The sequence below is a fragment of the Mucilaginibacter sp. P2_A4 genome, from assembly GCF_056405015.1.
Genome location: NZ_JBFUCX010000006.1, coordinates 136,029 through 159,042 on the forward strand (window position 1 = coordinate 136,029; position 23,014 = coordinate 159,042).

General features: G+C 42.7%; 21 protein-coding genes, 1 tRNA gene and 1 riboswitch. Of the genes, 9 read left to right on the forward strand and 13 right to left on the reverse strand.

The window, feature by feature from the left end; translation table 11 throughout:
* Positions 1-41: 41 nt before the first annotated feature.
* Both AC1DYB_RS13275 and AC1DYB_RS13280 read right to left on the reverse strand, forming a co-directional pair.
* Positions 42-782 (reverse strand): SDR family oxidoreductase, encoded by a 741-nt coding sequence (locus AC1DYB_RS13275; protein ID WP_477435547.1) that lies wholly within the window; start codon positions 780-782, stop codon positions 42-44.
* A gap of 105 nt (positions 783-887) precedes the next feature.
* Positions 888-1,511 (reverse strand): class I SAM-dependent methyltransferase, encoded by a 624-nt coding sequence (locus AC1DYB_RS13280; protein WP_477435549.1) that lies wholly within the window; start codon positions 1,509-1,511, stop codon positions 888-890.
* 50 nt (positions 1,512-1,561) lie between these two features.
* Here AC1DYB_RS13280 and AC1DYB_RS13285 point away from each other — a divergent pair, with 50 nt between their 5' ends.
* Complete coding sequence (locus AC1DYB_RS13285; protein WP_295712216.1) at positions 1,562-2,038, forward strand: rhodanese-like domain-containing protein; 477 nt, start codon at positions 1,562-1,564, stop codon at positions 2,036-2,038.
* A gap of 73 nt (positions 2,039-2,111) precedes the next feature.
* Here AC1DYB_RS13285 and AC1DYB_RS13290 read toward each other — a convergent pair whose 3' ends face one another.
* Genes AC1DYB_RS13290 through AC1DYB_RS13300 form a run of 3 tightly spaced genes read right to left on the reverse strand, consistent with a single transcriptional unit; the run spans position 2,112 to position 4,824 of the window.
* The gene (locus AC1DYB_RS13290) at positions 2,112-2,705 is read right to left on the reverse strand and encodes a LutC/YkgG family protein (RefSeq protein WP_477435552.1); all 594 of its coding nucleotides are present in this window, start codon (positions 2,703-2,705) and stop codon (positions 2,112-2,114) included.
* Positions 2,702-4,087, reverse strand: a complete 1,386-nt coding sequence (locus AC1DYB_RS13295; protein WP_477435554.1) for a lactate utilization protein B — start codon at positions 4,085-4,087, stop codon at positions 2,702-2,704. Before AC1DYB_RS13295 ends, AC1DYB_RS13290 begins: the two co-directional genes overlap by 4 nt.
* The gene (locus tag AC1DYB_RS13300) at positions 4,084-4,824 is read right to left on the reverse strand and encodes a (Fe-S)-binding protein (protein ID WP_477435556.1); all 741 of its coding nucleotides are present in this window, start codon (positions 4,822-4,824) and stop codon (positions 4,084-4,086) included. The genes AC1DYB_RS13295 and AC1DYB_RS13300 overlap by 4 nt, the downstream gene beginning before the upstream one ends.
* A gap of 834 nt (positions 4,825-5,658) precedes the next feature.
* Positions 5,659-5,769: riboswitch (SAM riboswitch) on the forward strand.
* Positions 5,770-5,818: 49 nt separating this feature from the next.
* Between AC1DYB_RS13300 and AC1DYB_RS13305 the strand changes: the two genes are divergently transcribed.
* Positions 5,819-5,889: transfer RNA gene (locus tag AC1DYB_RS13305), tRNA-Cys, on the forward strand.
* Positions 5,890-6,255: 366 nt separating this feature from the next.
* Here AC1DYB_RS13305 and AC1DYB_RS13310 read toward each other — a convergent pair.
* From AC1DYB_RS13310 to AC1DYB_RS13340, 7 genes are all read right to left on the reverse strand, one after another.
* Positions 6,256-7,101 (reverse strand): transglutaminase-like domain-containing protein, encoded by an 846-nt coding sequence (locus tag AC1DYB_RS13310; RefSeq protein ID WP_477435559.1) that lies wholly within the window; start codon positions 7,099-7,101, stop codon positions 6,256-6,258.
* Between the two features lie 4 nt (positions 7,102-7,105).
* Positions 7,106-7,843 (reverse strand): proteasome-type protease, encoded by a 738-nt coding sequence (locus AC1DYB_RS13315; protein ID WP_295712229.1) that lies wholly within the window; start codon positions 7,841-7,843, stop codon positions 7,106-7,108.
* Positions 7,844-8,262: 419 nt separating this feature from the next.
* Complete coding sequence (locus AC1DYB_RS13320; RefSeq protein ID WP_477435561.1) at positions 8,263-9,195, reverse strand: bestrophin family protein; 933 nt, start codon at positions 9,193-9,195, stop codon at positions 8,263-8,265.
* 21 nt (positions 9,196-9,216) lie between these two features.
* Entirely contained in the window at positions 9,217-9,696 is a 480-nt protein-coding gene (locus AC1DYB_RS13325) for a hypothetical protein (protein ID WP_477435563.1), read from the reverse strand.
* Between the two features lie 320 nt (positions 9,697-10,016).
* On the reverse strand, positions 10,017-11,375 hold the full coding sequence (locus AC1DYB_RS13330) for a sensor histidine kinase (RefSeq protein ID WP_477435565.1): 1,359 nt from the start codon (positions 11,373-11,375) through the stop codon (positions 10,017-10,019).
* Positions 11,359-12,057, reverse strand: a complete 699-nt coding sequence (locus AC1DYB_RS13335) for a response regulator transcription factor (RefSeq protein ID WP_477435567.1) — start codon at positions 12,055-12,057, stop codon at positions 11,359-11,361. The genes AC1DYB_RS13330 and AC1DYB_RS13335 overlap by 17 nt, the downstream gene beginning before the upstream one ends.
* Positions 12,058-12,233: 176 nt before the next feature.
* Positions 12,234-12,989 (reverse strand): YdcF family protein, encoded by a 756-nt coding sequence (locus AC1DYB_RS13340; RefSeq protein WP_477435569.1) that lies wholly within the window; start codon positions 12,987-12,989, stop codon positions 12,234-12,236.
* Between the two features lie 120 nt (positions 12,990-13,109).
* Between AC1DYB_RS13340 and AC1DYB_RS13345 the strand changes: the two genes are divergently transcribed.
* The 3 genes from AC1DYB_RS13345 (at position 13,110) to AC1DYB_RS13355 (ending at position 17,059) form a co-directional block, all read left to right on the forward strand.
* Positions 13,110-13,319 (forward strand): YtxH domain-containing protein, encoded by a 210-nt coding sequence (locus AC1DYB_RS13345; RefSeq protein WP_295712247.1) that lies wholly within the window; start codon positions 13,110-13,112, stop codon positions 13,317-13,319.
* Positions 13,320-13,343: 24 nt separating this feature from the next.
* Entirely contained in the window at positions 13,344-13,898 is a 555-nt protein-coding gene (locus AC1DYB_RS13350; RefSeq protein ID WP_477435571.1) for an arylesterase, read from the forward strand.
* Between the two features lie 485 nt (positions 13,899-14,383).
* Positions 14,384-17,059: an alpha-L-rhamnosidase gene (locus AC1DYB_RS13355; protein ID WP_477435573.1), complete on the forward strand. Its 2,676-nt coding sequence runs from the start codon at positions 14,384-14,386 to the stop codon at positions 17,057-17,059.
* Between the two features lie 73 nt (positions 17,060-17,132).
* On the opposite strand, the gene AC1DYB_RS13360 is transcribed toward AC1DYB_RS13355, so the two are convergent.
* The gene (locus AC1DYB_RS13360) at positions 17,133-17,921 is read right to left on the reverse strand and encodes a DUF4261 domain-containing protein (RefSeq protein ID WP_477435575.1); all 789 of its coding nucleotides are present in this window, start codon (positions 17,919-17,921) and stop codon (positions 17,133-17,135) included.
* Positions 17,922-18,288: 367 nt separating this feature from the next.
* Between AC1DYB_RS13360 and AC1DYB_RS13365 the strand changes: the two genes are divergently transcribed.
* The 4 genes from AC1DYB_RS13365 (at position 18,289) to AC1DYB_RS13380 (ending at position 23,010) form a co-directional block, all read left to right on the forward strand.
* Entirely contained in the window at positions 18,289-18,639 is a 351-nt protein-coding gene (locus tag AC1DYB_RS13365) for a DUF2200 domain-containing protein (RefSeq protein ID WP_477435810.1), read from the forward strand.
* A gap of 15 nt (positions 18,640-18,654) precedes the next feature.
* Positions 18,655-19,068, forward strand: coding sequence for an NAD(+)--rifampin ADP-ribosyltransferase (arr, locus tag AC1DYB_RS13370; protein ID WP_477435577.1), 414 nt, complete (start codon positions 18,655-18,657; stop codon positions 19,066-19,068).
* Positions 19,069-19,175: 107 nt separating this feature from the next.
* Positions 19,176-22,871 (forward strand): ABC transporter permease, encoded by a 3,696-nt coding sequence (locus tag AC1DYB_RS13375; protein WP_477435579.1) that lies wholly within the window; start codon positions 19,176-19,178, stop codon positions 22,869-22,871.
* Positions 22,864-23,010 (forward strand): hypothetical protein, encoded by a 147-nt coding sequence (locus AC1DYB_RS13380; RefSeq protein ID WP_477435581.1) that lies wholly within the window; start codon positions 22,864-22,866, stop codon positions 23,008-23,010. Before AC1DYB_RS13375 ends, AC1DYB_RS13380 begins: the two co-directional genes overlap by 8 nt.
* The last annotated feature ends 4 nt before the right edge of the window (positions 23,011-23,014 follow it).

Here is a 23,014-nt window from a genome sequence, read left to right on the forward strand (position 1 = left end):
TATACTGGTTGGTATATTTTATAGTAAATTTTTTAAATGGATTACCTTGGCAGGTTAATCACTCTTAAAGCTTCATCTGGGTTTGATAGGTATAAGCGGTAAAAATCCTCTGTATTACCTACTCTTATCTCGTATGTATCGGTTTCCAGGGCTGCAAAAAACTCGTCAGCAACCTGTGATGGTGGGATCCCATTTTTGCCGCCTATTTCTGCCGAAAATTCGGTATCAACCAATGGAGGCATCAGTTCAAAAACCTTCACGCTGGTTTCTGCCAATACCAATCGTAAAGCGCGGGTGTAGGCATGAAGCGCGGCTTTGGTAGCGCCATAAGTGGCTAATCTGGTGCTTGGTGCAAAGGCAACTACCGATGATACATTTACTATAGCAGCTTCACTTTGGTTTTTGAGTGATGGTAATAGTTTTTCGTTAAGACGGATGACAGACAGGTAATTGGTCAGCATTTCTTCGCCTGCTGTTTCAAAGGTATTGGTACCGGTAAGCAGGTTATTGAGGTTGGCTGCACCAGCGTTGTTGATCACTATATTTAGTTCAGGAAATTCGGTAGTTAACTTAGTAACCAACGCTTCTACATCTTCTGCATTTGATATATCGGCATTAATGGCTGTCACGTTTTTTAATTGATCGGCCGCTTTTTGCAAACGGTCATTATTACGACCAATAATGATCACATGATTATCCTGTTCTGATAGTTTTTTGGCTAACTCAAAACCTATGCCGGCACTGCCGCCGGTAATGAGTATGGTGTTTTCTGAAGTTTTCATTTTGATATGCTGAGTGATTAAATTCAACACCACAAAAATATACCAATCGGTATATTTTTACAATAGGGAAAATTCATTTCTGTGTCATCATTACAGGCTTGAATTTTAGGCTATGCTTTCGGTTTTCTTAAAGCTGCAAAACAGAAAATTTTGCGTGGTTTCAAATGGGGTAACATGATCTTCATTAATGCACCTTATCTTTTTAAACTGCTGGTGGAATTGGTTTTGTAATTGCAATTCGGAGTATTTTTTTATTGGTAAGCCACTACATTTTTCGGGGCCGTTTTCAGAAAAAGTACCAATCACTACATAATCACTAACCGCATTGGATACGATGTTCAAATAATTCGTAATTTGATCTTCATGGGTTAAAAAATGGAAGGCTGCCCTATCATGCCAAAGGGTATAAGTTTCTGTGGGCTTAAAAGCGTTGATGTCGCAAACAATCCAGGTAACCTGGTCGCTTTTATCTCCAAGCCGGGCTTGTGCTTTTGCTAATGCTTTTGCAGATATATCTAAAACGGTAACATTGGTAAATCCCTCCTGCAAAAGGTAATCAACCAGCCTGCTGTCGCCACCGCCAATGTCAATAATTTTATCAGTTTTTGCCAGATGGAAGCTATGAATAAAATCAAGCGACGTTTGCGGAACCAATTGTGTCCAGCTTACTTCATTAGGATTTTTAGTTTCATATACCTGCTCCCAATGCTGTTTATTATTTTCTTCCATGGATAATGCTCATCTTTAAAAAAATTAAAGTTCAAGATAAATATCCCAAAATGAAGAGAAATTGTTTGATTGCTATATTAAGTTTAATGTTTGTTGGTTTAATATCGATGAATACCCAGGCGCAGACTTCGCCGGCAACCATGCCAACGTTAAGCTCTACTAACCCCTGGACTGCCGATCAGTTAATGGAACCAGCCGAATTAGCTGCAGAAATTAAAGCAGGGGACGCGAAAGCGCCCGTCATTTTTAACATTGGCGCGGTGGAGGATATAAAGGGCGCTAAACATATTGGTGCAGTAAACAATGCCGAAAACCTGGAGAAATTCAAAAACGCGCTTGCTTTGCTGCCTAAAACTACAGTGGTGGTTATTTATTGCGGTTGCTGCCCTTTTGCTAAATGCCCCAATATCCGCCCTGCATTCCTGGAGTTACAAAAAGCTGGTTTTACCAATATAAAGCTGCTTAACCTGTCAACCAATTTAAAAACAAACTGGGTATCCAAAGACTACCCTTTAGCCGCTAAATAATCACAAAAAAAAAGCCTGCCGTCAATCAAACGGCAGGCCTAATTAAAAATATATAACTCAAATTTAAATGGGGCTATGTTAGTATAAACACCGATAAACTCCTTGGTCCGTGTGCACCTATGACCAGGGATTGCTCAATGTCGGCTGTTTTTGAGGGACCTGAAATAAATGCACCATAACCATATTCCGATTGGCCAATTTTTTGATAAGCCTGGGCCATGGTAGGTACAAGGCTGTTTTTACTGATAACTATGGCAAGGTGCTGGGCAATAAATGGCAATACCCTCACCGTCATTTGCTCCTCTGTTAACCATAGCGCGCCATTTTCGGCCACGCCCAGGTTTGATGCCAGGATGCAAAGCTCCACATCGGCAAAACTGTGCGATAGTTCGTGTTTTACATCATCAACAAAAGTATAATCTCCCAGTTCGCGAATGCCTGATATGATCTTTACGCCGGGTTTAAATTCTTTTTGCAGAATAGCTTTAATAGCATCATAATCGGCCACTTCATAAACAAAGCTGCCGCCGGCGCTGCCTACAGTAGTATATCGTTCAACTAAATTGTCGTTAGTGTTTGTTAACGAGCTTAATATTTCAAGATCGGGCAGTTCGGCATGGCTAAACTGGTTGGCTTTTACAGCCGCTAATATTTTTTCCCTGCTCATTTCTGTTGATCCTTTCTTTTAGCATACCATTCGCCAAATGATTGTTCGGGTGCTTTGGGCATTTCGCGGTGTTTATACCATGGGTTTGCACCATTATTAACCGCGAATGGCGCATACTTAAATGTCCACCTGCCCATTTTACCAGCTGCGCGGTATAAGGCAGGGGAGGCCAATGTAAAAGCCATGCCTTTCATAGCTATAGTTTTAGCTTTGGGTGTGTAGCCTGCCTTTACAATAACCTGCCGCCACTTGTACAACTGATCGTGAATATCAATTTTAACGGGGCATACGTTGCTGCATGATCCGCAAAGGGTTGAAGCAAAGGGCAGGTCGGCATATTTTTCCATATCCAGGTTGGGTGCCAAAATACTCCCTATCGGGCCGGCAACGGCGGTATGGTAACTATGGCCGCCACTTTTGCGGTATACCGGGCACGTATTCATACAAGCGCCGCAACGGATACATTTTAAAGAGTTGCGGAAATCTTCCCTGCCTAATTGAACGCTGCGCCCATTATCTACAATTACAATATGAATCTCCTTACCATCCTGCGGTTTGGCAAAATGGCTGGAGTAAGTAGTTATAGGCTGGCCGGTGGCGCTGCGGGTGAGCAGGCGTAAAAAAACACCTAAATGTTTTCTTTGGGGGATGATCTTTTCCATGCCCATGGATGCAATGTGGATCTCGGCCAGGTGGGCGCCCATATCCGCATTGCCTTCGTTGGTGCAAATTACAATTTCGCCGGTTTCGGCAATGGCAAAGTTTACGCCGGTAAGGGCGGCGCGGCGGGTTAAAAACACCTCGCGCAAATGCTGGCGGGCGGTTTCTGTCAGGATCTTGGGATCCGATTCACCTTTGGCCGAGCCTAAATGCTCATGGAATATATCGCCTATTTCTTCCTTTTTTTTGTGGATGCAGGGCAATACAATATGGCTTGGTGGCTCGCCTGCCAGCTGAACAATGCGCTCGCCCAGGTCAGAGTCGATCACATCAATGCCCTGTTGTAAAAGGTATTCGTTAAGGTGGCATTCCTCGGTAAGCATAGATTTGCTTTTTACCATGCGGTTGATGCCCTTGTCACTTAATAATTTATGAATTATCTGGTTATGTTCCAGGGCGTCGGCTGCCCAATGTACGGTAACGCCGTTTTTGATGGCATTGGCCTCAAACTGCTCCAGGTAACTGCTCAGGTTTGATAATACATTGTTCTTGATCTGTGATGCGGTTTCGCGCAATAACTCCCATTCGGGTAATTTATGCGCGGCAATATCCCTTTTGGCCCGTACCCACCACAGGGTTTCGTCGTGCCAGTCAACACGGGGTTCGTCCCGGTTAAATATGGCAGCTAATTGAGGGTGGTCTTTTGTCGCGGTGCTGCTCATTTGATACTGTGGTTTAAAATTTCGGCAACATGTATTACTTTAACATCGCTTCCCTGGCGGCGTAAAATGCCTTCCATGTGCATCAGGCAGCTCAGATCGGCCGATGTGATGTACTGTGCGCCATGCTCAATATGATCGTCAACCCTATCTTTTCCCATTTTGGATGATACGGCTTCCTCAACCACGCAAAAGGTGCCGCCAAAGCCGCAGCAATCATCGGCCCGGCTTAGCGGAACCAGCTCCAGTCCCTTTACCATATCCAACAGTTGCGCCGGCTTGCTGAATGGTGGTGCAACCAGCTCTGTCATTTGCGAAATGCGCAAACCACGCAAACCATGGCAGCTTTGGTGCAAACCTACTTTATAAGGGAAACTGGCATCCAGGCTCTCGACCCTTAAAATATCAACCAAAAACTCGGTCAGTTCAAAAACCCGTTTGCGGATGTCGGCCGCCATAGCCTCGTTTTGGTGGGAGTGAAGGTGTTCCTTAATATGCAGCGTACAGCTTCCCGATGGGCATACGATATAATCATATCCCGAAAAATTATCTATAAATAAATTATTGCAAGCGCCGGTAAGGTGCTCATAACCAGAGTTGGCCATGGGCTGCCCGCAGCAAGTTTGATTTTTTGGATAATGAACTTCGCAACCCAGTTTCTCCAGTAACTCCAATGTGGCAATTGCCGCGTTGGGGTAAAACTGATCAACATAACAGGGTACAAATAAAGCTACCTTCATTTTGTGTGCTTAATTAATTGGTTAAAGCAATATTAGCGCTTATGGTTTAAACAACTATCCTTGTGTATCTGCAAAAGTACGGTTGTATACAAGGTATCGAAATTACAGATATAGAGGGCAACTGTTATTCAGTTTTTTTTGCAAAAGGTTGAGTGGAATTAGCGTAATGGCGTAATAGGATAATCCATTAAATGGAGGGGAAAGTGAATGGGGGGATTTAAATATGATAATTGCTTTGTTTTCGGTTGTTATTTGAGAGGCTGTTTAAATTTGATTCATTAATGTTTTTATAGTTCTAATGACGCACTTACCCACCCGTCATTGCGAGGCACGAAGCAATCCCAAACTATGCAGATCGGATTTGCAAAGCTTTTCTGCAAGGCCGGGATTGCTTCGTGCCTACCCCATGACGTATTGGATTTTGAAGTGTGTGGGCCTGTCAGTCTGAGCCTGTCGAAGACTCGCGCGGAGAGGCCTTTGCCCGCTATCCTTCGACAGGCTCAGGATGACAGCCATTTCTGCTACGTCATTTCCCCTTCAGAGGTCACCGGATTTTATAAACCGCAAGGACGACCTGTTTCTTATTGTTAGACGGGCTCTGAGATGCAAGACCCTGCTTGTCCATATACATGGTGAAAAATGGATTCAATATAACCAGGAGTTTTTATGAGTTGTTGTTATTATGGGCTGAAATTTCGCGACAATATTTTAATTTATTAAGCTGATTTATAGTACATAATGAACTTATTTTAAAATATTCTACTATTCCTATAGGATTTATATAAATAAAGTTTTATGTTTGCATCGTCATCAGAGACAAATCGTTCTTTATTTAACTTATCAAGAAAGACTGAGGGAAAGGCCCAAAGACGTCTTAGCAACCTCTACATCCGCATAATGTAAAAGGTGCTAATTCCTGCTCCATTCAACGGAGAAAGATAATAATACCATCTTCGCCCCCTGCCAATCTAATAAGTGATTTTATAGTTTTTTAAGTCGCGTGACCGAGAGGATAGGTGGGGGTCTGCAAAACCCTAAACGGCAGTTCGAATCTGCCCGCGACATCTAAGTTTTTACTACACATTTTCTTAAAAAGCTTTCTTTAATCTCCGTCATTGAGAGGTACGAAATAATCCCCTATTTAAAGGTCTGACTTGCAAGTTTGCTCTGTATCGTTAGGGATTGCTTCGTACTTACTTACGACGTATTTACTAAAAAACTTTTGTCATCCTGAACGCAGTGAAGGATCTGTTATTCGCCATGCTTCTTCGCCCGGTACAGTCTGCGAATAGATCCTTCGTTCCTCAGGATGACAAACTTTTCAAACGTCATTTTCCTTTCAGTGTCGCCCCGGGTAGTAAAACTCGCAATGAGGCATGAAGAAAGCACTTTCTCTTTTACAAATTCCCGATTATAACTATATAAGTTATCTTATAAATACGACAGCCCATTATACCCGTTATTGGTATAATAAATCGGCTCAAAACCATCTTCGGCCAGTTCGCAGCTTACCTGCATGGTAGTAAAGGTAACATCGCCAAAAATGTTGGCTATGGCAGTATCGGCGGCATCGCGGCCGGTGGCAATTTTAATGAGTCCGTTAAGCGGTACCAATTTGGTTGCATCAAACAAAACCCATTTACCACCCAGGTAGGCTTCAAAACAAGCATGGAAATCGGCTGGTTTCAAATGGTAGGCATAGCCTGTAAAGTAACGGGCAGGTATGGTTAAAGCGCGGCAAAGAGCAATACCTAAATGAGCAAAATCGCGGCATACGCCCACCTGCTCGGTAACGGTATCAAATGCCGATGTTTGGGCATTGCTGTAACCGCTCAGGTACTGTACATTGGTATGGATCCAATCGGTAAGGGTTACTACTTTTTCAAATGGGTTGGTGATATGCCCAAACAGGTTGTGCGATAAACGGTACAACTTATCCGACTGGCAATAGCGGCTGGGGTTAAGATAGGGGAGTACCGTAGCATCCAGCTGGGCTACCATTACCTCGTGCTGCTCGTGGTAATCTGTTAGCTCATAACAATTATCAACCAAGGCTTTATAGGTAACTTTCACGGTGCCCGGTTCGCTAATTTCAAAACGCATTAAACGGTTTTCGCCCTGTGCAGATATTATTTCCTCTATCTTAACGTAGGGTTCAACCGTAAACTCTTCGTTTAATACGGTTTGGTTTGGTGTGCGTAAAGCGTGTATGTTTAATATCAATGTGCCCGGCGACCGTACTACATATTCCATTTGGGTAAACACATCGAATTTCATTTGCTTAGCTTCCGGTTTTAATTTCTTCTAATCTGTTAAATGTTGTATCCATCCAGTCCTCAGAGATATGCTCCAGGGCCAGTTTCAATTCTTCGGCCCATTGTGCCGATATGTATTCCAGGTCTTTCTTTTCGTACCGTGTTTCAATGATCTCGAAAGTGTCCTTTTTGTAAAGGGCCACGTCAATAGGGAAATCAACATTATTTGAACTCACCCTGGTTGAATCGAACGAAAGAAAACCTGTTTTCAATGCCAGTTTCAGGCTGCTGTCTTCGGTAAGTATGCGGTTTAAAATCGCCTTGCCATGGCCCGAGTTACCTATAACCACGTAAGGCGCACCCTGCCCCAGTTCAACCCAGTTACCTTCGGGATAAAGTAAAAACAGCTTGTGTTCGTCGTCATCCTTTAACTGCCCGCCAATAATGGTGTTCAAATCAAACTTAAATCCGGCAGCTTCTAATGATGCCTTATCCTCAACAGCTACGCGCCTTACCTGTTCGCCAAAGGCGTTTACGGCCTTGTACATTTTGTTAAACTCTTTGGTTTCCAGCAGCTCGTTAAAATATACAATGGCTTTATCCCTTGCCGACCGCAAGCCGCTGGTCATGATGAAAAGGGAAAAATTGTCTTTTTGTTCTATGGTGATCTTCTTTTTTACAGTTGTATCTGTTCCCGAAGTTATCCGGGTATCGGCAATAGCCAATAAGCCTTCTTTAACCTTAATTCCGAGGCAATAAGTCATTTTAGTAAACCAGGATTTGTTATAAATTTCCCGATTGCCAAAATAGGGAAAAGAATTTTATTAAGACAGAGGATTTTTGGAGTAAGGAGCAAGGATTTTGAAGCAGGGGATTAAGACTTTTGGTGCATTTTGTAAAAAACGTTGGAGTGAGGTACGTAACAATGACGTTTTTATTTCAGACTAAGCAATAAGCTCTGTATGCTGGCAACGACTCACCCCGACCAGGCTTCGCCGGTCGCCCCTCTCTTCAACTTCGTTGGAAAGAGGGTCAAAACAGCTTTTTGTACCGGATTTTTTAAGCCCCTCTATGCGCGAAGCGGAGAGAGGGGCAGACGAGCGCAGCGATGTCGGGGTGAGTCGACTCTGCGTCAAAAGGCAAACGTCTTAATTCTTGACTCTAACCTCTTGATTCTCTCTAACTAAAGTATATAAAACACCGCCTGTTTTTGAGGTTGGTTGGTCATCATGGCACCTATATCCTCCGGCAACTCATCTTTCATCATTTGTTTCAGGTTGTTTTCAATAGTACGGCTGATGGCTGTTGTGGGCGTATCGGTAGGCTTATTCTCAAACGGATCCTGCAGGTGTATGGCCATTTTTTCGATGAGGAAAAAGGCTGATGAAATAGCAATTACCAGCGGAACCTGGAAAATACCAAAGAACTCTATAAGGCTAAACGGTAGCAACAGCACAAAAAACATCACCAGCCAATGGATATACACACTATAGGTAGATGGAAAAACCGTGTTTTTGATCCGCTCGCAGCCACCCATTGAGTTCATGAAACCTGTTAATGTACTATCCATAGCTACCTGCTGATATTCGTTTATCCAGCCAAGTTTGTACAGCGTGCGCAGGTCATGGCCCTGCAGCTCGTTTATAGCAAGCGGGGTATGATCAAGGTTTTTGATGTTTTTTACATCATCATCACTTAAATAGGCTTCCAGGTTTTCTTTGGCGTTTTGCCCGCGCAAATGGCAGCTTAAACTGTAACACCAGGCCATTTGGCGCCTGATGATACGCTCTTTTAAAGCTCGCTTTTGTTCGCCATCGTGGCTGCTGTCAACAAAGGTTAATACCTGCCGGGCAAACGTGCGGCTATCATTTACTATGCCGCCCCACAAAATGCGGGCTTCCCACCAGCGGTCATAAGCCTGGTTTGAGCGGAAAGCCAGCAACAGGGAGATAATGGTACCCAATATGGTTGATACGGTTAAAGGGATTGATACCGCTTTAAAATTATAGTACTGGTGGATAAAATAAATTGCCGCAGAGTATACAGCCACCAGGATGAGTTCTTTTTTTATTTTACCGAATACGTAGCTTACCGGTATATTTTCTTTTAGTAGCATAGATGTTTTTTTAAGATGTTATTATTGATGTTCTGTTAATTCCGGCTCGGTAATCAAGATATCAGCCGGCATACCTTGAGTTTTGGGCAGCGCGATTATTTTAATGCTGCATTTGGATATCAGCATTTGGGGCGCGATACTATTTTTAAAAAGCAACTGGTAGTTATCATGTGGCCTTACAATAGCATCAACCTCGTTAGCCTCCAGGTAATTATTAAATACAGCTACAGTGCTGCCATAAAAAAAGTTAATGGCAATACGGTTAATGAGGTGGCTATGCTTATTTTGCAGTTCGGTACAGCGGGTGTAAAAATTATCGGGGATATGCCTGTACTCCACACTGCGGCGCGATAACATCAGCAGCTCGCTTAATGAGTCGGTAATTTTAAGCATGTGCACCAGTACAATATTTACCTTTTCGGGGTAATATTGATGTACCAATGCCGGGATGCCTTGAATAGATTGTTGGGTAAAATCGGTTGGGATTAATAGCGTTTTCATAGTCATGTTAATTATTGTTGAAACTTGTATCGTTTTGTTTGATACAAGTGTAGCAGCCAATAATTAGGATGATTTAAGAAACTTATTAGAATTTGATTAGAATTAATTGCAGCCCCCGGCCCATCCAAAGGAGCTACTGTGTGTGTACACATCTTTTAATAAAAGAAAACGTCATTTCGATAGAGCAATGGGAGGAATAAGTGGGGAGCGAAAGAGAAATCTTCTACACCTGCATAGTTGACTGCATGTCGTACAGGATTTCTCCTCGTACCTCGTTCGAAATGACAACGTGTCTTTTACAAGCTCCCGTGGGGCTGAGGCTACTCCACCGGCAAAAAAATCTTAATCTCCGTACCAACGCCTACTTCCGAACTGATGCCCAGGCTGCCTTTATGCAGGCGGATGATGTTTAACGTTAAAGGTAAGCCAATGCCGTGCCCTTCATAATCATGCGCGTTTGATGCCCTGAAGAAAGGCTCAAAAATATGCTGAAGCTCGGTTTTAGGGATGCCGATACCCTGATCCTTGATGGATACGATGATCTTGTTGTTTTCTACCAGCAAGGCTACTGTTACCATACGGTTATCAGAGTATTTACAAGCGTTGCTGATGATGTTGTTGATAGCCAGCCTTAACAGGTTACTATTACCTTTAACATATAGCAGTTTTTCATTATCGGGCAAATTTTCAAGGTTGATGAATATATTGCTATCCGGGTGGACCCTTTTAACCGATTCTGAAGCGGTAAGTAACAATTCATCCATCCTGATGCTTTCCCAGTTTTGCCTTTTACCATCAAAGCCCGATTGTGCCAGGGTGAGCAGGCTGTTCAGGATTTGTCCTAATTTTTCCGACTCGGCATAAACGGTATTTAAAATTTCACGCTGATGAGGATTCAGGTCTTGCTTGTTTAAAGCCAGCTCAACCTCTGATGAGATGATGGTAAGCGGGGTTCTTAACTCATGCGACGCGTTGCTTACAAAATTATTTTGTGTTTCAAACGCGGTTTCAAGGCGGTTAAGCATATCATTAAAAGTGAAGGATAGCTCTGCAATTTCGTCCTTGCCGCTTAATTCATCCAACCGGAAATGGAGGTTGTTTGCCGTAATGTTTTTTACATTATTGATGATGCGCCGCACTGGCTGAAACGTGTAGAAAGAAAATATCTTCCCAATAAAATAAATCAATATCATAGCTACCAGGAAGCCATAGATCAGGATTTCCTGCAGATCCTTCATCTCCTGGAAACCGGCCGGGTTTGATGCCGAGACTATCACAATATACCTGGAGCCGTCTTTGGTAAACACCGAGCCAGCGTAAAAAGTGTTATTATTTCTATACTGAGCGGAACCGTTGCTTAATATGTTTTGAATAAGTTTATTACGGATATTACTGCCAGCCGGTGTTTTTACTTTATTGTTGCTATCGACACTTAAAAAATATCCTTTCTCCGAATCCAGCTTTTCCAGGTATTTATTACGGACCTCTTGGGTGGCTTCGCTTTTGGCACCGGGAAAAAGATTCACTTCGGCCAGGATATTTACACGGGCTTCCAGTCGCTTATAAAAATCATCGAAACTGAATTTATATGCAAAGTAAAAAATGGATGCACTGAGCAGTATCAGGATTCCGCCCGATAACAGGAGGAACAGCAGGGTGATCTTACTTTGTATCTTCATCGATATCCCCCTCTTTCATGATATACCCCATGCCAAAAACGGTATGGATCAATTTAATGCCCCCGTTTTTTTCCAGTTTTTTACGCAGGTAGTTTACATAAACATCAACCACGTTGGTCCCCATATTAAAATCAATATCCCAAACGTTTTCCAGTATCTGGATACGGGATAATACCTTTCTTTGATTCTTTATAAAATACTCCAGCAGCCGATATTCTGTAGCGGTAAGTTTTAATACTTCGTTATTACGTTTGGCAATTTTTGATTCGGTATCAATGTGCAGATTATCAATAGCAAAACTATTGTTTGTTTGTATTTCGGCACCGCTGCGGCGCAGTAGTGTACGCAGGCGGGCGGCAAGTTCGGCTATTTTAAAGGGTTTTACCATGTAATCGTCGGCGCCGCTATCCAAGCCGCCAACAATATTTTCGGTAGAGTCGAGCGCCGTAAGCATGATAATGGGGACAGTTTTTTTTTGCTCCCTGATGCGTTTACATACCTGTATGCCATCCATTAAAGGCAGCATTACATCCAGGATAACGAGGTCGAAATTATGATCGAGCGCCATTTGCAAGCCTGTAACGCCATTAGCGGCAACACTTACCTCAAACCCGTATGTTGTAAGTCCGCGTTTTATAACCGATACCACATTAGGTTCATCCTCCACTAATAATATACCCATAAAAGGCCGATTTATTAATATTTGTTTAATCCTCCGGTTGCCAAAATAATTAAATAATCTGTTGATAGGGATATTTATTGAAATATAGCGGCGGCATTATTTAATGCAAAGGCTCGTAACTGCCCGGCTCAGGGCAATATATATAGTACAGCAGAGCTATTGGGAATATCCTATTGCTAAACTTTGCCGGTTATATGGTTAACCATATAACCGATGAGTTCTTTGATATATGTATTCCATCCGGTTAGTACACCCGCTTCTGGTATCAGATCTCCAAAAGATGGGTTGCCGGTTCCTGCAAAATAATTGCACGGATAAGCAATTACATCAAAGCCTTTGCTTTTAAATATTTGCAGTGACCGGCGCATGTGAAAGGCCGATGTTACCAATATATAGGGCCCTTTCAGTTTGTTTTTAATTAACAATGCTTTTGTTAAGGATGCATTTTCAAGCGTATTGCGCGATTGGTTTTCTACCAGTATACAACTATCCGGTATTTGTAAAGCTATTAGTTTCTCTTTTGCCCAATCAGCCTCCCTAAAGCCATCGGCGAAAAGGTGGCCGTTCCCGCCCGAGATCACAATCTTTTTTGCCTTTCCGGTGCGTTGCAGTAAAACGCCCTGTATAAACCTGTCCGCAGCCCAGTTAAATGCCCACTTGCCTTTGCCGTTATCGCCGGCAAAGCCCCCCAATACAATAACAGCACTGTAGGTTTTGCCCGCATCCAACTTTCCCGGCGCTACATCCCAGGCTTTGGCGAATAAGTTTAAGAATAGTGGGGCCGAGAAGATCCAAAGTAAAACAAGTCCTGATAACAGGCAGTTACGCTTAGCTTTAGGCTTTTTTGAAAAAACGGCAATAGCCAGTAAAACAAAGATATATAGTAATGGGATAAGTAAAAATGCCAGTACTTTTGAGAGGATAAAAAACATAGTTGAAGTAAAAATAGTTAAAACATTAAACTTTTTACAACGCTTTGTATCTTATCATTACGGTGCGTAACAAACTGGCACCATCATTGTCATATACTTACTCAATAAACAAATAAAAATATGGGCTTTATAAAAACACTTGCCATTGGTGCAGCAGTTGCCTACGGCATAAATTATGTTACCAAAAAAGGACCAGATGGCAAATCAATCATAGATAACCTGGTGGATGAAGCCCCCGAATGGCTGGACCGCGCTAAAAAATATGGTGAACTTACTTTAGAGCAAATAGCTGTACGCGCGCAAAATTTCAAGGATAACACCAGGTATTAATTTTGTACCTGCGCATTTCACTATATGCAGAATATTCTTTTTTTTGGCGATAGCCTAACGGCAGGGTATGGTTTGCCTAATCATAAAACCGAATCGTTCCCTGCCTTAATACAACAAAAAATAGACGCGGAAGGCTTGCCATATCATTGTATTAATGGCGGCCTCAGCGGTGATACCTCCTCCGGCGGCCTTAGGCGATTGGAGTATTGGATGAACCGCCCGTTGAACATTTTTGTGCTGGAGCTAGGTGTTAATGATATCATCAGGGGGATATCACCTCAAACCACCGCTAAAAACCTACAGGAAATTATTGATAAGGTAAAACTCAAGTATCCCGGTATAAAACTGGTGATGATGGGCATGGAAATTCCATTGTTTATTCCGGGGCCATTCGGTATGGATTTTAAAGCGGTTTTTCGTAAGCTGGCCGATATTAACCGGATGGCCTTTGTGCCCTTTTATTTGGATGGTGTGGCAGGTAAAGCACACCTTAATTTACCGGATATGCTACACCCCAACTCGGCGGGGTATAAGGTGATGGCCGATAAGGTTTGGCCGGTGCTGAAGGGTTTGTTGTAGAATGTATTATTAGTTGCAAACCACAGGCAAATAGATATCAACAGAAAGTTTATCTCCCTAATATAAGTCAATTCCATATTCCCACTTTAAAATTTCCATCATACCCAGTTACTCCGTCAGGAGTTACCTGTTTGTAGAATCTGTTTGTAGCAATAGCACAGAGCCTTTTTTTGCATCGTAGATGCTACCCTTCTTTGAAGGTCTGTTGATTAGGGTAGCACCTACGGCGCAATTTTGTTTTTTTGGATGAGGGCTACAAACAGGTAGCTCCTACGGAGCATTTTCAGGACAAAGCATGGTCACTTTTATCAACTTGAACGCCCCAAAAATTCAATTCTCCGTACAAGACAGTGCAGGACGCGCAAATAAAAATATCACTTTACATTGCCAATCGTATTTTGAAAGCCCGCTTTCAGGGTACTATTTTTTAATGTTTTTGCTAAAACCTTTTACTACTTTTATAAACCGATATATCTTGTTCCCATATGAAACAACCTTTATGTAAGCTCATGCTTTACATCGCGTTATTATTCAACAGTATTTTAATAATCCAATCCGCTAAAGCTGCCGAACCGGCCCAGGCTGTCAATCTAAAGTGCGAATATCTCAGCAATGCGATAGGTATTGATGCCAAACATCCGCGTTTAACCTGGGCCATGGCCGATGCACAGCAGGGAGCTGCTCAAACGGCCTACCAACTTTTTGTGGGTACTGATTCTGTTGCAGTTGGCGCTGGCAAGGGAGATAGCTGGACAACCACTAAAATTACATCCGCTACAAACCTGGTTACTTATAATGGTAAGGTTTTACAGCCTTTCACCAAATACTACTGGCGTGTTCAGTTATGGGATCAGGCAGGCAAAAAGCTAAGTTCATCGGCAATAACCAGTTTTGAAACCGGTATGATGGAGATGCGTAACTGGAAAGGCTCCTGGATCAGCGATAACAAAGGTATCGCGGTAAATCCGGCACCGTATTTCAGGAATACATTTAAGGTGGGCAAAACCATCAAATCGGCAAGGGCCTATATCGCGGTGGCGGGTTTGTATGAGCTATATATCAACGGCAAAAAAATAGGTAACCACCGGCTCGATCCTATGTATACCCGGTTTGACAGGCGCACCCTTTACGTAGCTTATGATGTTACTGCCAACCTGCAAAACGGCAAAAATGCTGTAGGGGTGCTGCTGGGGAACGGCTGGTATAATCACCAAAGTACAGCCGTATGGTATTTTCACCAGGCCCCATGGCGCAACCGCCCAACTTTTTGTATGGATCTGCGCATCACTTATACCGATGGTACGGTAGAAACCGTATCATCCAATACGCAGTGGAAAACAGCTTTAAGTCCGGTAGTGTTTAACAGCATTTACACAGCCGAACATTATGATGCCCGTAAAGAGCAACCAGGTTGGAACACGGCCGGGTTTATTGATAGCGCCTGGAAACCGGTTATCAACCGCTCGGCGCCATCTACGAATATCGTAGCGCAAAGCCTGCAGCCGATTCGCAATGTGGAGGAGATTGCCAGCAAAACCATCACCAAAATCGACAATAATTTGTGGGTGTTTGATATTGGCCGCAATATCTCCGGTGTAAGCCAGATCACCGTAAAGGGCGATTCAGGCACCATCATCCGCCTTAAACATGCAGAACGCCTCAACAAGAACGGTCATGTAGATCAATCCAATATCGATCTGCATTATCGCCCAACTGATGATAAAGATCCTTTCCAGACGGATATCTTCATTCTTGGCGGCAAAGGCGAAGAAACCTTTATGCCGAAGTTTAACTACAAGGGTTTTCAATATGTAGAGGTAAGCAGCAGTAAACCCATTCAGCTTACCAAAGAGAGTCTGAAAGCTTATTTTATGCATAGCGATGTGCAGCCCATCGGTGACGTGAAATCATCAAACCCAACCATTAACCAAATATGGAGTGCCACCAATCATAGTTACCTGAGCAACCTGTTTGGATATCCTACGGACTGCCCGCAGCGTGAGAAGAATGGCTGGACGGGTGATGCTCATATAGCCAGCGAAACCGGCTTATATAACTTTGATGCCATTACCATTTATGAAAAATGGCTAGCCGACCACCGCGACGAGCAGCAGCCTAATGGTGTGCTGCCATCCATCATCCCAACCGGCGGCTGGGGTTACGAGTGGGGGAACGGGCCCGACTGGACCAGCACCATCGCTATCATCCCCTGGAATATTTATATGTTTTATGGCGATAGCAAACTGCTGGCCGATAGCTATACCAGCATTGAAAAATACGTGAATCATATTGATGAGCTGTACCCAACCGGCCTGACCAGCTGGGGCCTTGGCGACTGGGTGCCGGTAAAATCAGTATCGCCGGTTGAGTTAACCTCTTCGGTTTATTATTATGCCGATGCCAACATACTGGCTAAAGCCGCCAAAATATTAGGCAAACAGGCCGACTTTGTAAAATACTCGGCCCTGGCCACTAAAATAAAAAATGCCATTAACGCCAAATACCTTAACACGCAAACGGGCATCTACGGGCAGGGTTTGCAAACAGAACTGAGCGTTCCGCTGTATTGGGATGTAGTGCCGGAAAATTTAAAAAGCAAAGTGGCCGCCAACCTGGCTCAGCGTGTAGTCGCCGATAATTTCCACTTGGATGTGGGCATTCTGGGTGCTAAAGCGATATTAGGCGCGCTGAGCGATAACGGCTACCCCGATGTGGCCTACAAAATAGCATCGCAGGAAACCTTCCCTTCATGGGGTTGGTGGATGGTTAACGGTGCTACAACCCTGTACGAGAACTGGCAGATAGATGCCAAATCTGATATCTCCCTTAACCATATCATGTTTGGCGAGATTGGCGCATGGTTATACAAAGGTATCGCGGGCATTCACCCGGATGTTAAGCAGCCGGGTTTTAAGAACGTGATCCTGGCGCCGCATTTTGTAACCGGATTAAACGAGTTTACTGCCACGCATGATGGTCCGTATGGAAAGATAATTTCTTCATGGGCGCGTACCGGTAATGGTGTCACCTACAAAGTAACTATCCCGGCCAATTCAACGGCCACCGTGCAGTTGCCGGCAGGTAAAGCTTATTTGGGTGGCAAGCCGATTGCCAACGTCTACCAGGCAAAAGCAGGAAGTTATGTGTTTGAGGTGAGGTAGGGTTACGAAGCCCTCTCCGATTTATGTGAAGAAAGGCCGTATGCTATGATATGGTCTTTTTTCTTTTTCACAGTTATATTTCAAGTTTAAGAGATTGCCCTTCGACAAACTGCCCTTTTGATAATTTAATGGGTATTTTTTGGTTAGCGGTGATTCCTATGGTTTCGCCATTTTTTAGAGTAATGTTACTCCCAATTATATAAGAACTAATATTGAGTAAGAAATCGAATAATTCCTCTAAGCTTAATTTTGAATTAATAATTTCAATTTCTGTTTTTTGAAAGTCTTTTAAGCCATAGGTATACGCGCAATTTCCTGTTTCGATTTTTTTAAGCCCAATATAAATCCATAACATGACAGGAGAGCCGTTTTCTTCGAGTTCTGCAATATAGCTAAGATACTGTTGTCGGGGTATAAGCAGCGATTGACTCCCTTGATATACAGCAATGGCATTGGATGTAATTAAAATTGAGCCCAAAACTTTACTTAATATCCTAAACCTGTCTATGGGGCTTTTTTGTGATGTCATTATTGACAAAATAGCATGCCCGGTATGCCCTTTTAAATCTTTTAATGCTGACGGCCAATTATAAGCATATTTAGCCGTGCCCTCTATATCTCCCCATGGTATCTGTACGGGGATGTTTGCTAAGGCAATAGATTCTCCGTTTAGATTGAATGAAGCGGCTTCATCGTCTCCTTCAATATCAGTGATCTCAAAGCCCCACTGTGATTTAAGGTTTTCTATTACTTTATTAATTTGATAGCTATCCCCATTATTAAAAATTGGCATCGCAAGCAAAATATTATTTTCAGGGTCTTTTGATTTGGTTTCTTTTTTGAAAAGATCAAATAGGCTCATTTTTTTGTTGAAGGTTATATTTCACCGAAAGATACCATAATCTGTATAATTTTATTGAAATTTTATATTATGTCCCTGTATAGTCTCCCTAATATTATTAAGTTAAAGTTTTGCCTGCTCCAGGGGAGCAAAAGCTTTGTAGAAAAACATGAACAATAATTTAGCGTGCCAGAGGTACGCCACATAATGGGCCGCACCTCTGGAGCGGAAAACATTCTATTTGATTTTTCTACAAAGCTTAGACCTCTCTGAGGTCTTATCTCTTAACTTGAAAGGTTCGCAAAGACAAAATTTTCAACATCATGTTTTCGCAGCCCTCTACTACTTGCTGAGAAAAAAATTATCTTTAATTATTAATACAAGTAAGATGGATAATTCAAGAGTATACAGAATGTCTTTTGCCAGTGTTTATCCGCATTATATCCAAAAAGCAGAGAGAAAAGGTCGCACGAAAGCTGAGGTAGATGACATCATATTTTGGCTAACAGGATATAATAAACAAACACTGCAAAAACATATCGACGATAAAACTGACTTTGAAACCTTTTTTGCCCAGGCACAGATAAATCCAAATGTTTCAAAAATTACAGGTGTAATTTGCGGCTATCGTGTGGAGGAAATTGAGGACAAACTCATGCAAAAAATTCGTTATTTAGATAAGCTGATTGATGAATTAGCAAAAGGAAGGACTATGGATAAGATTTTAAGGAAGAATTGAAATAAAACAATTTGGATGGACAAATCAACGCAAACTTCAGAAACACTCTATCACGGCACTAAGGCAAATCTAAAACATGGCGACCTTATTGAACCTGGTTTTAATTCAATCTATGGGCAAAGAAATAAGGCCAGGTTTGTTTATCTGACGGCCACCTTAGATGCAGCAACCTGGGGTGCAGAACTCGCTGCCGGCGAAGGACCTGGCAGAATCTATATAGTAGAACCAACTGGATTGTTTGAAGACGATCCCAATTTGACGGATAAGAAATTTCCGGGCAATCCAACCAAGTCATACCGCACTAAGAGTCCGCTTCGGGTTGTTGGTGAAGTCACGGTTTGGCAAGGACATCTCCCGGAACAGCTTAATGCGATGAAGGATCACCTGGAGAAACTTAAACAACAGGGTATTGAGGCCATCGAGGACTAAAAAAAAGGAAAATAAGGCTAACTAATACCCTGTTATCCCGCTAATACCACTTTGCTAAAACTACGATGTTGTAAGTTTGTAACAGCGATTGGGTTATAATATTTCAAATGGATACATATACTTTCCATGTTAATACCTACGACCTGGCTCTCTTTGGTACGATCTTTATCGCGCTCACCTTCATCCTGCTTTTATGGTTCACCCCAAAAATAAACCGGGCTGCAAACCGGCTTTTGGCCCTGGCAATGGTTACGATTGTTTTGTGGATAGCCCGGATATTGGGCATCGACATCGGGCTGTCAACTTATATTACTAATTGGAGCCGGCTACCGCTGCAATTTTCGCTTGCTCTTGGTCCCCTTATTTTTTTTTTCGTGCTTAAAATAACCCGGCCGGAATATAAATTCCGGCCTAAGGATCTGCTGCATTTTAGTCCGTTGCTGCTGGAATTGGGTGCCCAGGCATTGGAAGTTAGGGATAGTATAAATACCGGTGCAACTACTTATGAAACGCCGGCCTTTAAGCAACTGAACCCGGTATTGCAACTGCTGGCGTTTGTTTCGGTCACAATTTACCTTTACCTGGCTCACAGGCAGATAGAAAGCTTTTACCGGCGGTTAAAATTTAATGGGGGTGACCGGTATAGGTACGAGCTGCGCTGGCTGGATAACTTGCTGGTAGGTTTAGGCTTATTGTGGCTGTTATGGATACCCTTTACCGCCGCAGATTATTTATATTACCATCATCAGTCAGGAGCACAGCATTATTTCCCTTTGTACCTTCTTTTCATATCCCTGATCATTTGGATTGCTGCAAAGAGCCATTTAAAAGCAGACACTCCTGAGAAGACGGATACTACAGTAAAGCTATTATTACCGGCAGATCTGAAGCAAAAAGGATCCTGGTTGAAAATGGAAGTAAAGGAAAAAGGCCACTACCGGGATGCGGAATTAAGCCTGAGCTCTCTTGCTGAAAAACTTGGATTGCATACCCATGAAGTATCCCGAATTATTAACACAGTTTTCAAAAAAAGCTTCAACGATTTTATCAATGAATACCGTGTTCGCGAGGTTGCACTCAAAATGCAGGACGCGTCCTATGATCATATCACGCTGCTTGGTATTGCTTACGAATCGGGCTTTAATTCACAAAGTAGTTTCCATCGTGTTTTTAAGCAATTTACAGGCGAAACCCCTTTGGAATATAAAAACCGTATTCAAAAAGTTCTCCCATCTTATAACTTGAGAGGTTTTACTCAGCATATGCCGCTAATATTGAGCCATGTAAACCCTCCGGGGTGGACACATGAAAAATTAACCGGCTGTCGTATGTTTAAAACTTATTTTAAAATTGCATTCCGCGGATTTTGGAGGCATAAGCTATTTACACTGATAAATATTATCGGTTTATCCATCGGTATAAGCGCTTTCCTGGTCATTTACCTTATTGTACACTACGATTTTACGTTTGATAAATTTCACAAGGACAGCGACCGGATTTACCGCGTTGTTATGAATATATCATCTCAGGGGCATAAAATTTATTCGAGTGGCGGACCTGGCCCACTGGCGGAGGCGATTAAAAGCCAGGCCACAGGAATAGAGGAAATTACGCCGGTATATTCACTGTCGCCTCATTTTGTCTATATCGACAAAGATAAAAACGCACAAAAACGGTTCAAAGACCCGGACAGGATAACACTTGTCGATCAGCAATATTTTAAAATTTTTAATTATGCATGGCTTGCCGGCTCATCGCAACACGCGCTTGATGCGCCCAGCCTGGTAGTGTTAACATCCCAACAAGCCAGGCTTTACTTCCCCTCGTTATCCTATCATGAAATGATTGGTAAAGTAGTTATATATGATACCCTTAAGACAACAGTCAGTGGCATAGTTGAAACGTTTACCGAAAATAGCGACTTTACCTTTCACGATTTTATTTCCTTTAGTACCGCCACAACTAATAAATATTTAGCTGATGATCTGCATATAAACAATTGGGGCAGAATCTCTTCGGCATCAGAGGTTTTTGTAAAGCTGGCGCCTGGCGCCCCGTTACCCGGGGTTGTAAAACAGATCAATACCATTTTCAGGAAAAGTAATCCGCCGCGTGCCGAACAAAAAATGCCTGCACCCATCGTGGATCTGGCCTTGCAGCCATTGGACGATATTCACTTCAATCCCGACTACAATATTTTTAATTTCTCATGGCCAGCCAGCAAAACAACACTTTACGGATTATTGGCCAGCGCTATCTTTTTGTTGTTGCTGGCATGTATCAATTATGTGAATTTAACTACCGCCCAGGCGGCCCAAAGGGCAAAAGAAATTGGGATCCGCAAAACTTTGGGTAGCAGCCGGATGCAATTAGTAGTTCAGTTTTTAGGCGAAACATTTTTTATAACATTCTTTGCGGTTTGCATATCGGTGTTGCTTGCGCCAATTATTTTAAAAATGTTTGCCGACGTTATATCCCCCGATATTCATGCGAATATGCTGCAGCCGGATATCATACTCTTTCTGCTGATATTAACTATTTTGATAAGTATTTTGTCGGGTTTTTATCCCGCAATTGTGTTATCGGGCTACAAGCCGGCATCGGTGCTAAAAAACCAGGTGCAGGGCAATAGCAATAAAACACGAAACGCCTGGCTCCGTAAGTCGCTTACGGTTTCGCAGTTTGTTGTAGCCCAATTTTTTATAATGGCTACCATTTTGGTAAGCCAACAAATTTATTACGCCTTGCATAAAAACCTGGGGTTTAAAAAGGATGCCATCCTGATTATTAATACACCCTGGCAAACCAGTAAGGCCAGCACCAACCAGGTACTGCTGAACGATTTTAGGTTGATGCCGCAGGTTGCCCTTGTGGGTTTAGGTAATGATCCACCTTCGGCTGATGCATTTAACAGGACGCGTATGACTTATAACGATGGAAAAAAACAAATTACAACAGAAGAAATAATAGTTAAGTCTGGTGATGAAAACTACATCAAAATATATCAGCTAAAATTGCTTGCCGGCAGAAACATAACCGAAGCCGACACCGGGAAAGCCGTCATCATCAACAATACTTTCGCTAAATTATTAGGCTTTACTAACCCCCATGAAGCTATCGGGAAGCAGTTGAATTGGTTTGGTGGCCGAAATATTAGTATTATTGGCGTAGTTGCCGATTTTAATCAGCGGTCGTTGCATTCCACCATTTATCCATCAATCATAACATCGGGCAGTCCAATCCCCCGGCCAATGATGACGTTACATGTTAGTTTGAAACCTGAAACCGCAGGCGGTAATGAGTGGAAAACCGCAATTACAAATATGGGAAAGGTATGGAAGAAGGCTTATCCCGACGATGATTTCGATTGCCATTTTTATGATGACACGATAGCCAGATTTTACGACGAAGAACAACACACATCAACCCTGCTTACCTGGGCAACGGGTCTCTCGATATTGATTAGCTGCCTCGGGCTGTTGGGACTTGCCATTTACACCACTAATCAGCGAACAAAGGAAATTGGCATACGCAAAGTATTTGGCGCAAGCGTTGCTCAAATAGTAACCCTGCTATCAACCGAACTGATATCGCTTATTTTACTGGCTTTTATCATAGTAACGCCGATTGCATGGTACGCCGTAAATAAATGGATGGAAAGCTTTGCTGACCACGTAGCTATTAGCTGGTGGGTATTCGTTATCAGCGGCGCAGGGATGCTGCTAACAGGATTATTTACCTTAAGTTTCCGAACGATTAGGGCTGGTATGGCGAACCCGGTGAATAGTTTGCGAAATGAATAAATTTATATTGCCATCGGGCCTACTATTGCCGGTTTACTGTTTGGTGGATTACCTGGATATTCAGTTGGGTGCTTATTTCCCTCATGGGGGCTGGCGGCGCTCTCTTTTAAAGGCACTATTTTCTTTACATCCTCAATAAAAGT

Excerpts from the sequence above, each read along its gene's own strand:
- AC1DYB_RS13275 (WP_477435547.1), bottom strand. The coding sequence starts at position 782 with ATGAAAACTTCAGAAAACACCATACTCATTACCGGCGGCAGTGCCGGC.
- AC1DYB_RS13300 (WP_477435556.1), bottom strand. The coding sequence starts at position 4,824 with ATGAAGGTAGCTTTATTTGTACCCTGTTATGTTGATCAGTTTTACCCC.
- AC1DYB_RS13340 (WP_477435569.1), bottom strand. The coding sequence starts at position 12,989 with ATGTTTTTTATCCTCTCAAAAGTACTGGCATTTTTACTTATCCCATTA.
- AC1DYB_RS13325 (WP_477435563.1), bottom strand. The coding sequence starts at position 9,696 with ATGAAAACGCTATTAATCCCAACCGATTTTACCCAACAATCTATTCAA.
- AC1DYB_RS13310 (WP_477435559.1), bottom strand. The coding sequence starts at position 7,101 with ATGAAATTCGATGTGTTTACCCAAATGGAATATGTAGTACGGTCGCCG.
- AC1DYB_RS13295 (WP_477435554.1), bottom strand. The coding sequence starts at position 4,087 with ATGAGCAGCACCGCGACAAAAGACCACCCTCAATTAGCTGCCATATTT.
- AC1DYB_RS13320 (WP_477435561.1), bottom strand. The coding sequence starts at position 9,195 with ATGCTACTAAAAGAAAATATACCGGTAAGCTACGTATTCGGTAAAATA.
- AC1DYB_RS13315 (WP_295712229.1), bottom strand. The coding sequence starts at position 7,843 with ATGACTTATTGCCTCGGAATTAAGGTTAAAGAAGGCTTATTGGCTATT.
- AC1DYB_RS13355 (WP_477435573.1), top strand. The coding sequence starts at position 14,384 with ATGAAACAACCTTTATGTAAGCTCATGCTTTACATCGCGTTATTATTC.
- AC1DYB_RS13290 (WP_477435552.1), bottom strand. The coding sequence starts at position 2,705 with ATGAGCAGGGAAAAAATATTAGCGGCTGTAAAAGCCAACCAGTTTAGC.
- AC1DYB_RS13330 (WP_477435565.1), bottom strand. The coding sequence starts at position 11,375 with ATGAAGATACAAAGTAAGATCACCCTGCTGTTCCTCCTGTTATCGGGC.
- AC1DYB_RS13280 (WP_477435549.1), bottom strand. The coding sequence starts at position 1,511 with ATGGAAGAAAATAATAAACAGCATTGGGAGCAGGTATATGAAACTAAA.
- arr (WP_477435577.1), top strand. The coding sequence starts at position 18,655 with ATGGACAAATCAACGCAAACTTCAGAAACACTCTATCACGGCACTAAG.
- AC1DYB_RS13350 (WP_477435571.1), top strand. The coding sequence starts at position 13,344 with ATGCAGAATATTCTTTTTTTTGGCGATAGCCTAACGGCAGGGTATGGT.
- AC1DYB_RS13345 (WP_295712247.1), top strand. The coding sequence starts at position 13,110 with ATGGGCTTTATAAAAACACTTGCCATTGGTGCAGCAGTTGCCTACGGC.
- AC1DYB_RS13285 (WP_295712216.1), top strand. The coding sequence starts at position 1,562 with ATGAAGAGAAATTGTTTGATTGCTATATTAAGTTTAATGTTTGTTGGT.
- AC1DYB_RS13380 (WP_477435581.1), top strand. The coding sequence starts at position 22,864 with ATGAATAAATTTATATTGCCATCGGGCCTACTATTGCCGGTTTACTGT.
- AC1DYB_RS13365 (WP_477435810.1), top strand. The coding sequence starts at position 18,289 with ATGGATAATTCAAGAGTATACAGAATGTCTTTTGCCAGTGTTTATCCG.
- AC1DYB_RS13375 (WP_477435579.1), top strand. The coding sequence starts at position 19,176 with ATGGATACATATACTTTCCATGTTAATACCTACGACCTGGCTCTCTTT.
- AC1DYB_RS13360 (WP_477435575.1), bottom strand. The coding sequence starts at position 17,921 with ATGAGCCTATTTGATCTTTTCAAAAAAGAAACCAAATCAAAAGACCCT.
- AC1DYB_RS13335 (WP_477435567.1), bottom strand. The coding sequence starts at position 12,057 with ATGGGTATATTATTAGTGGAGGATGAACCTAATGTGGTATCGGTTATA.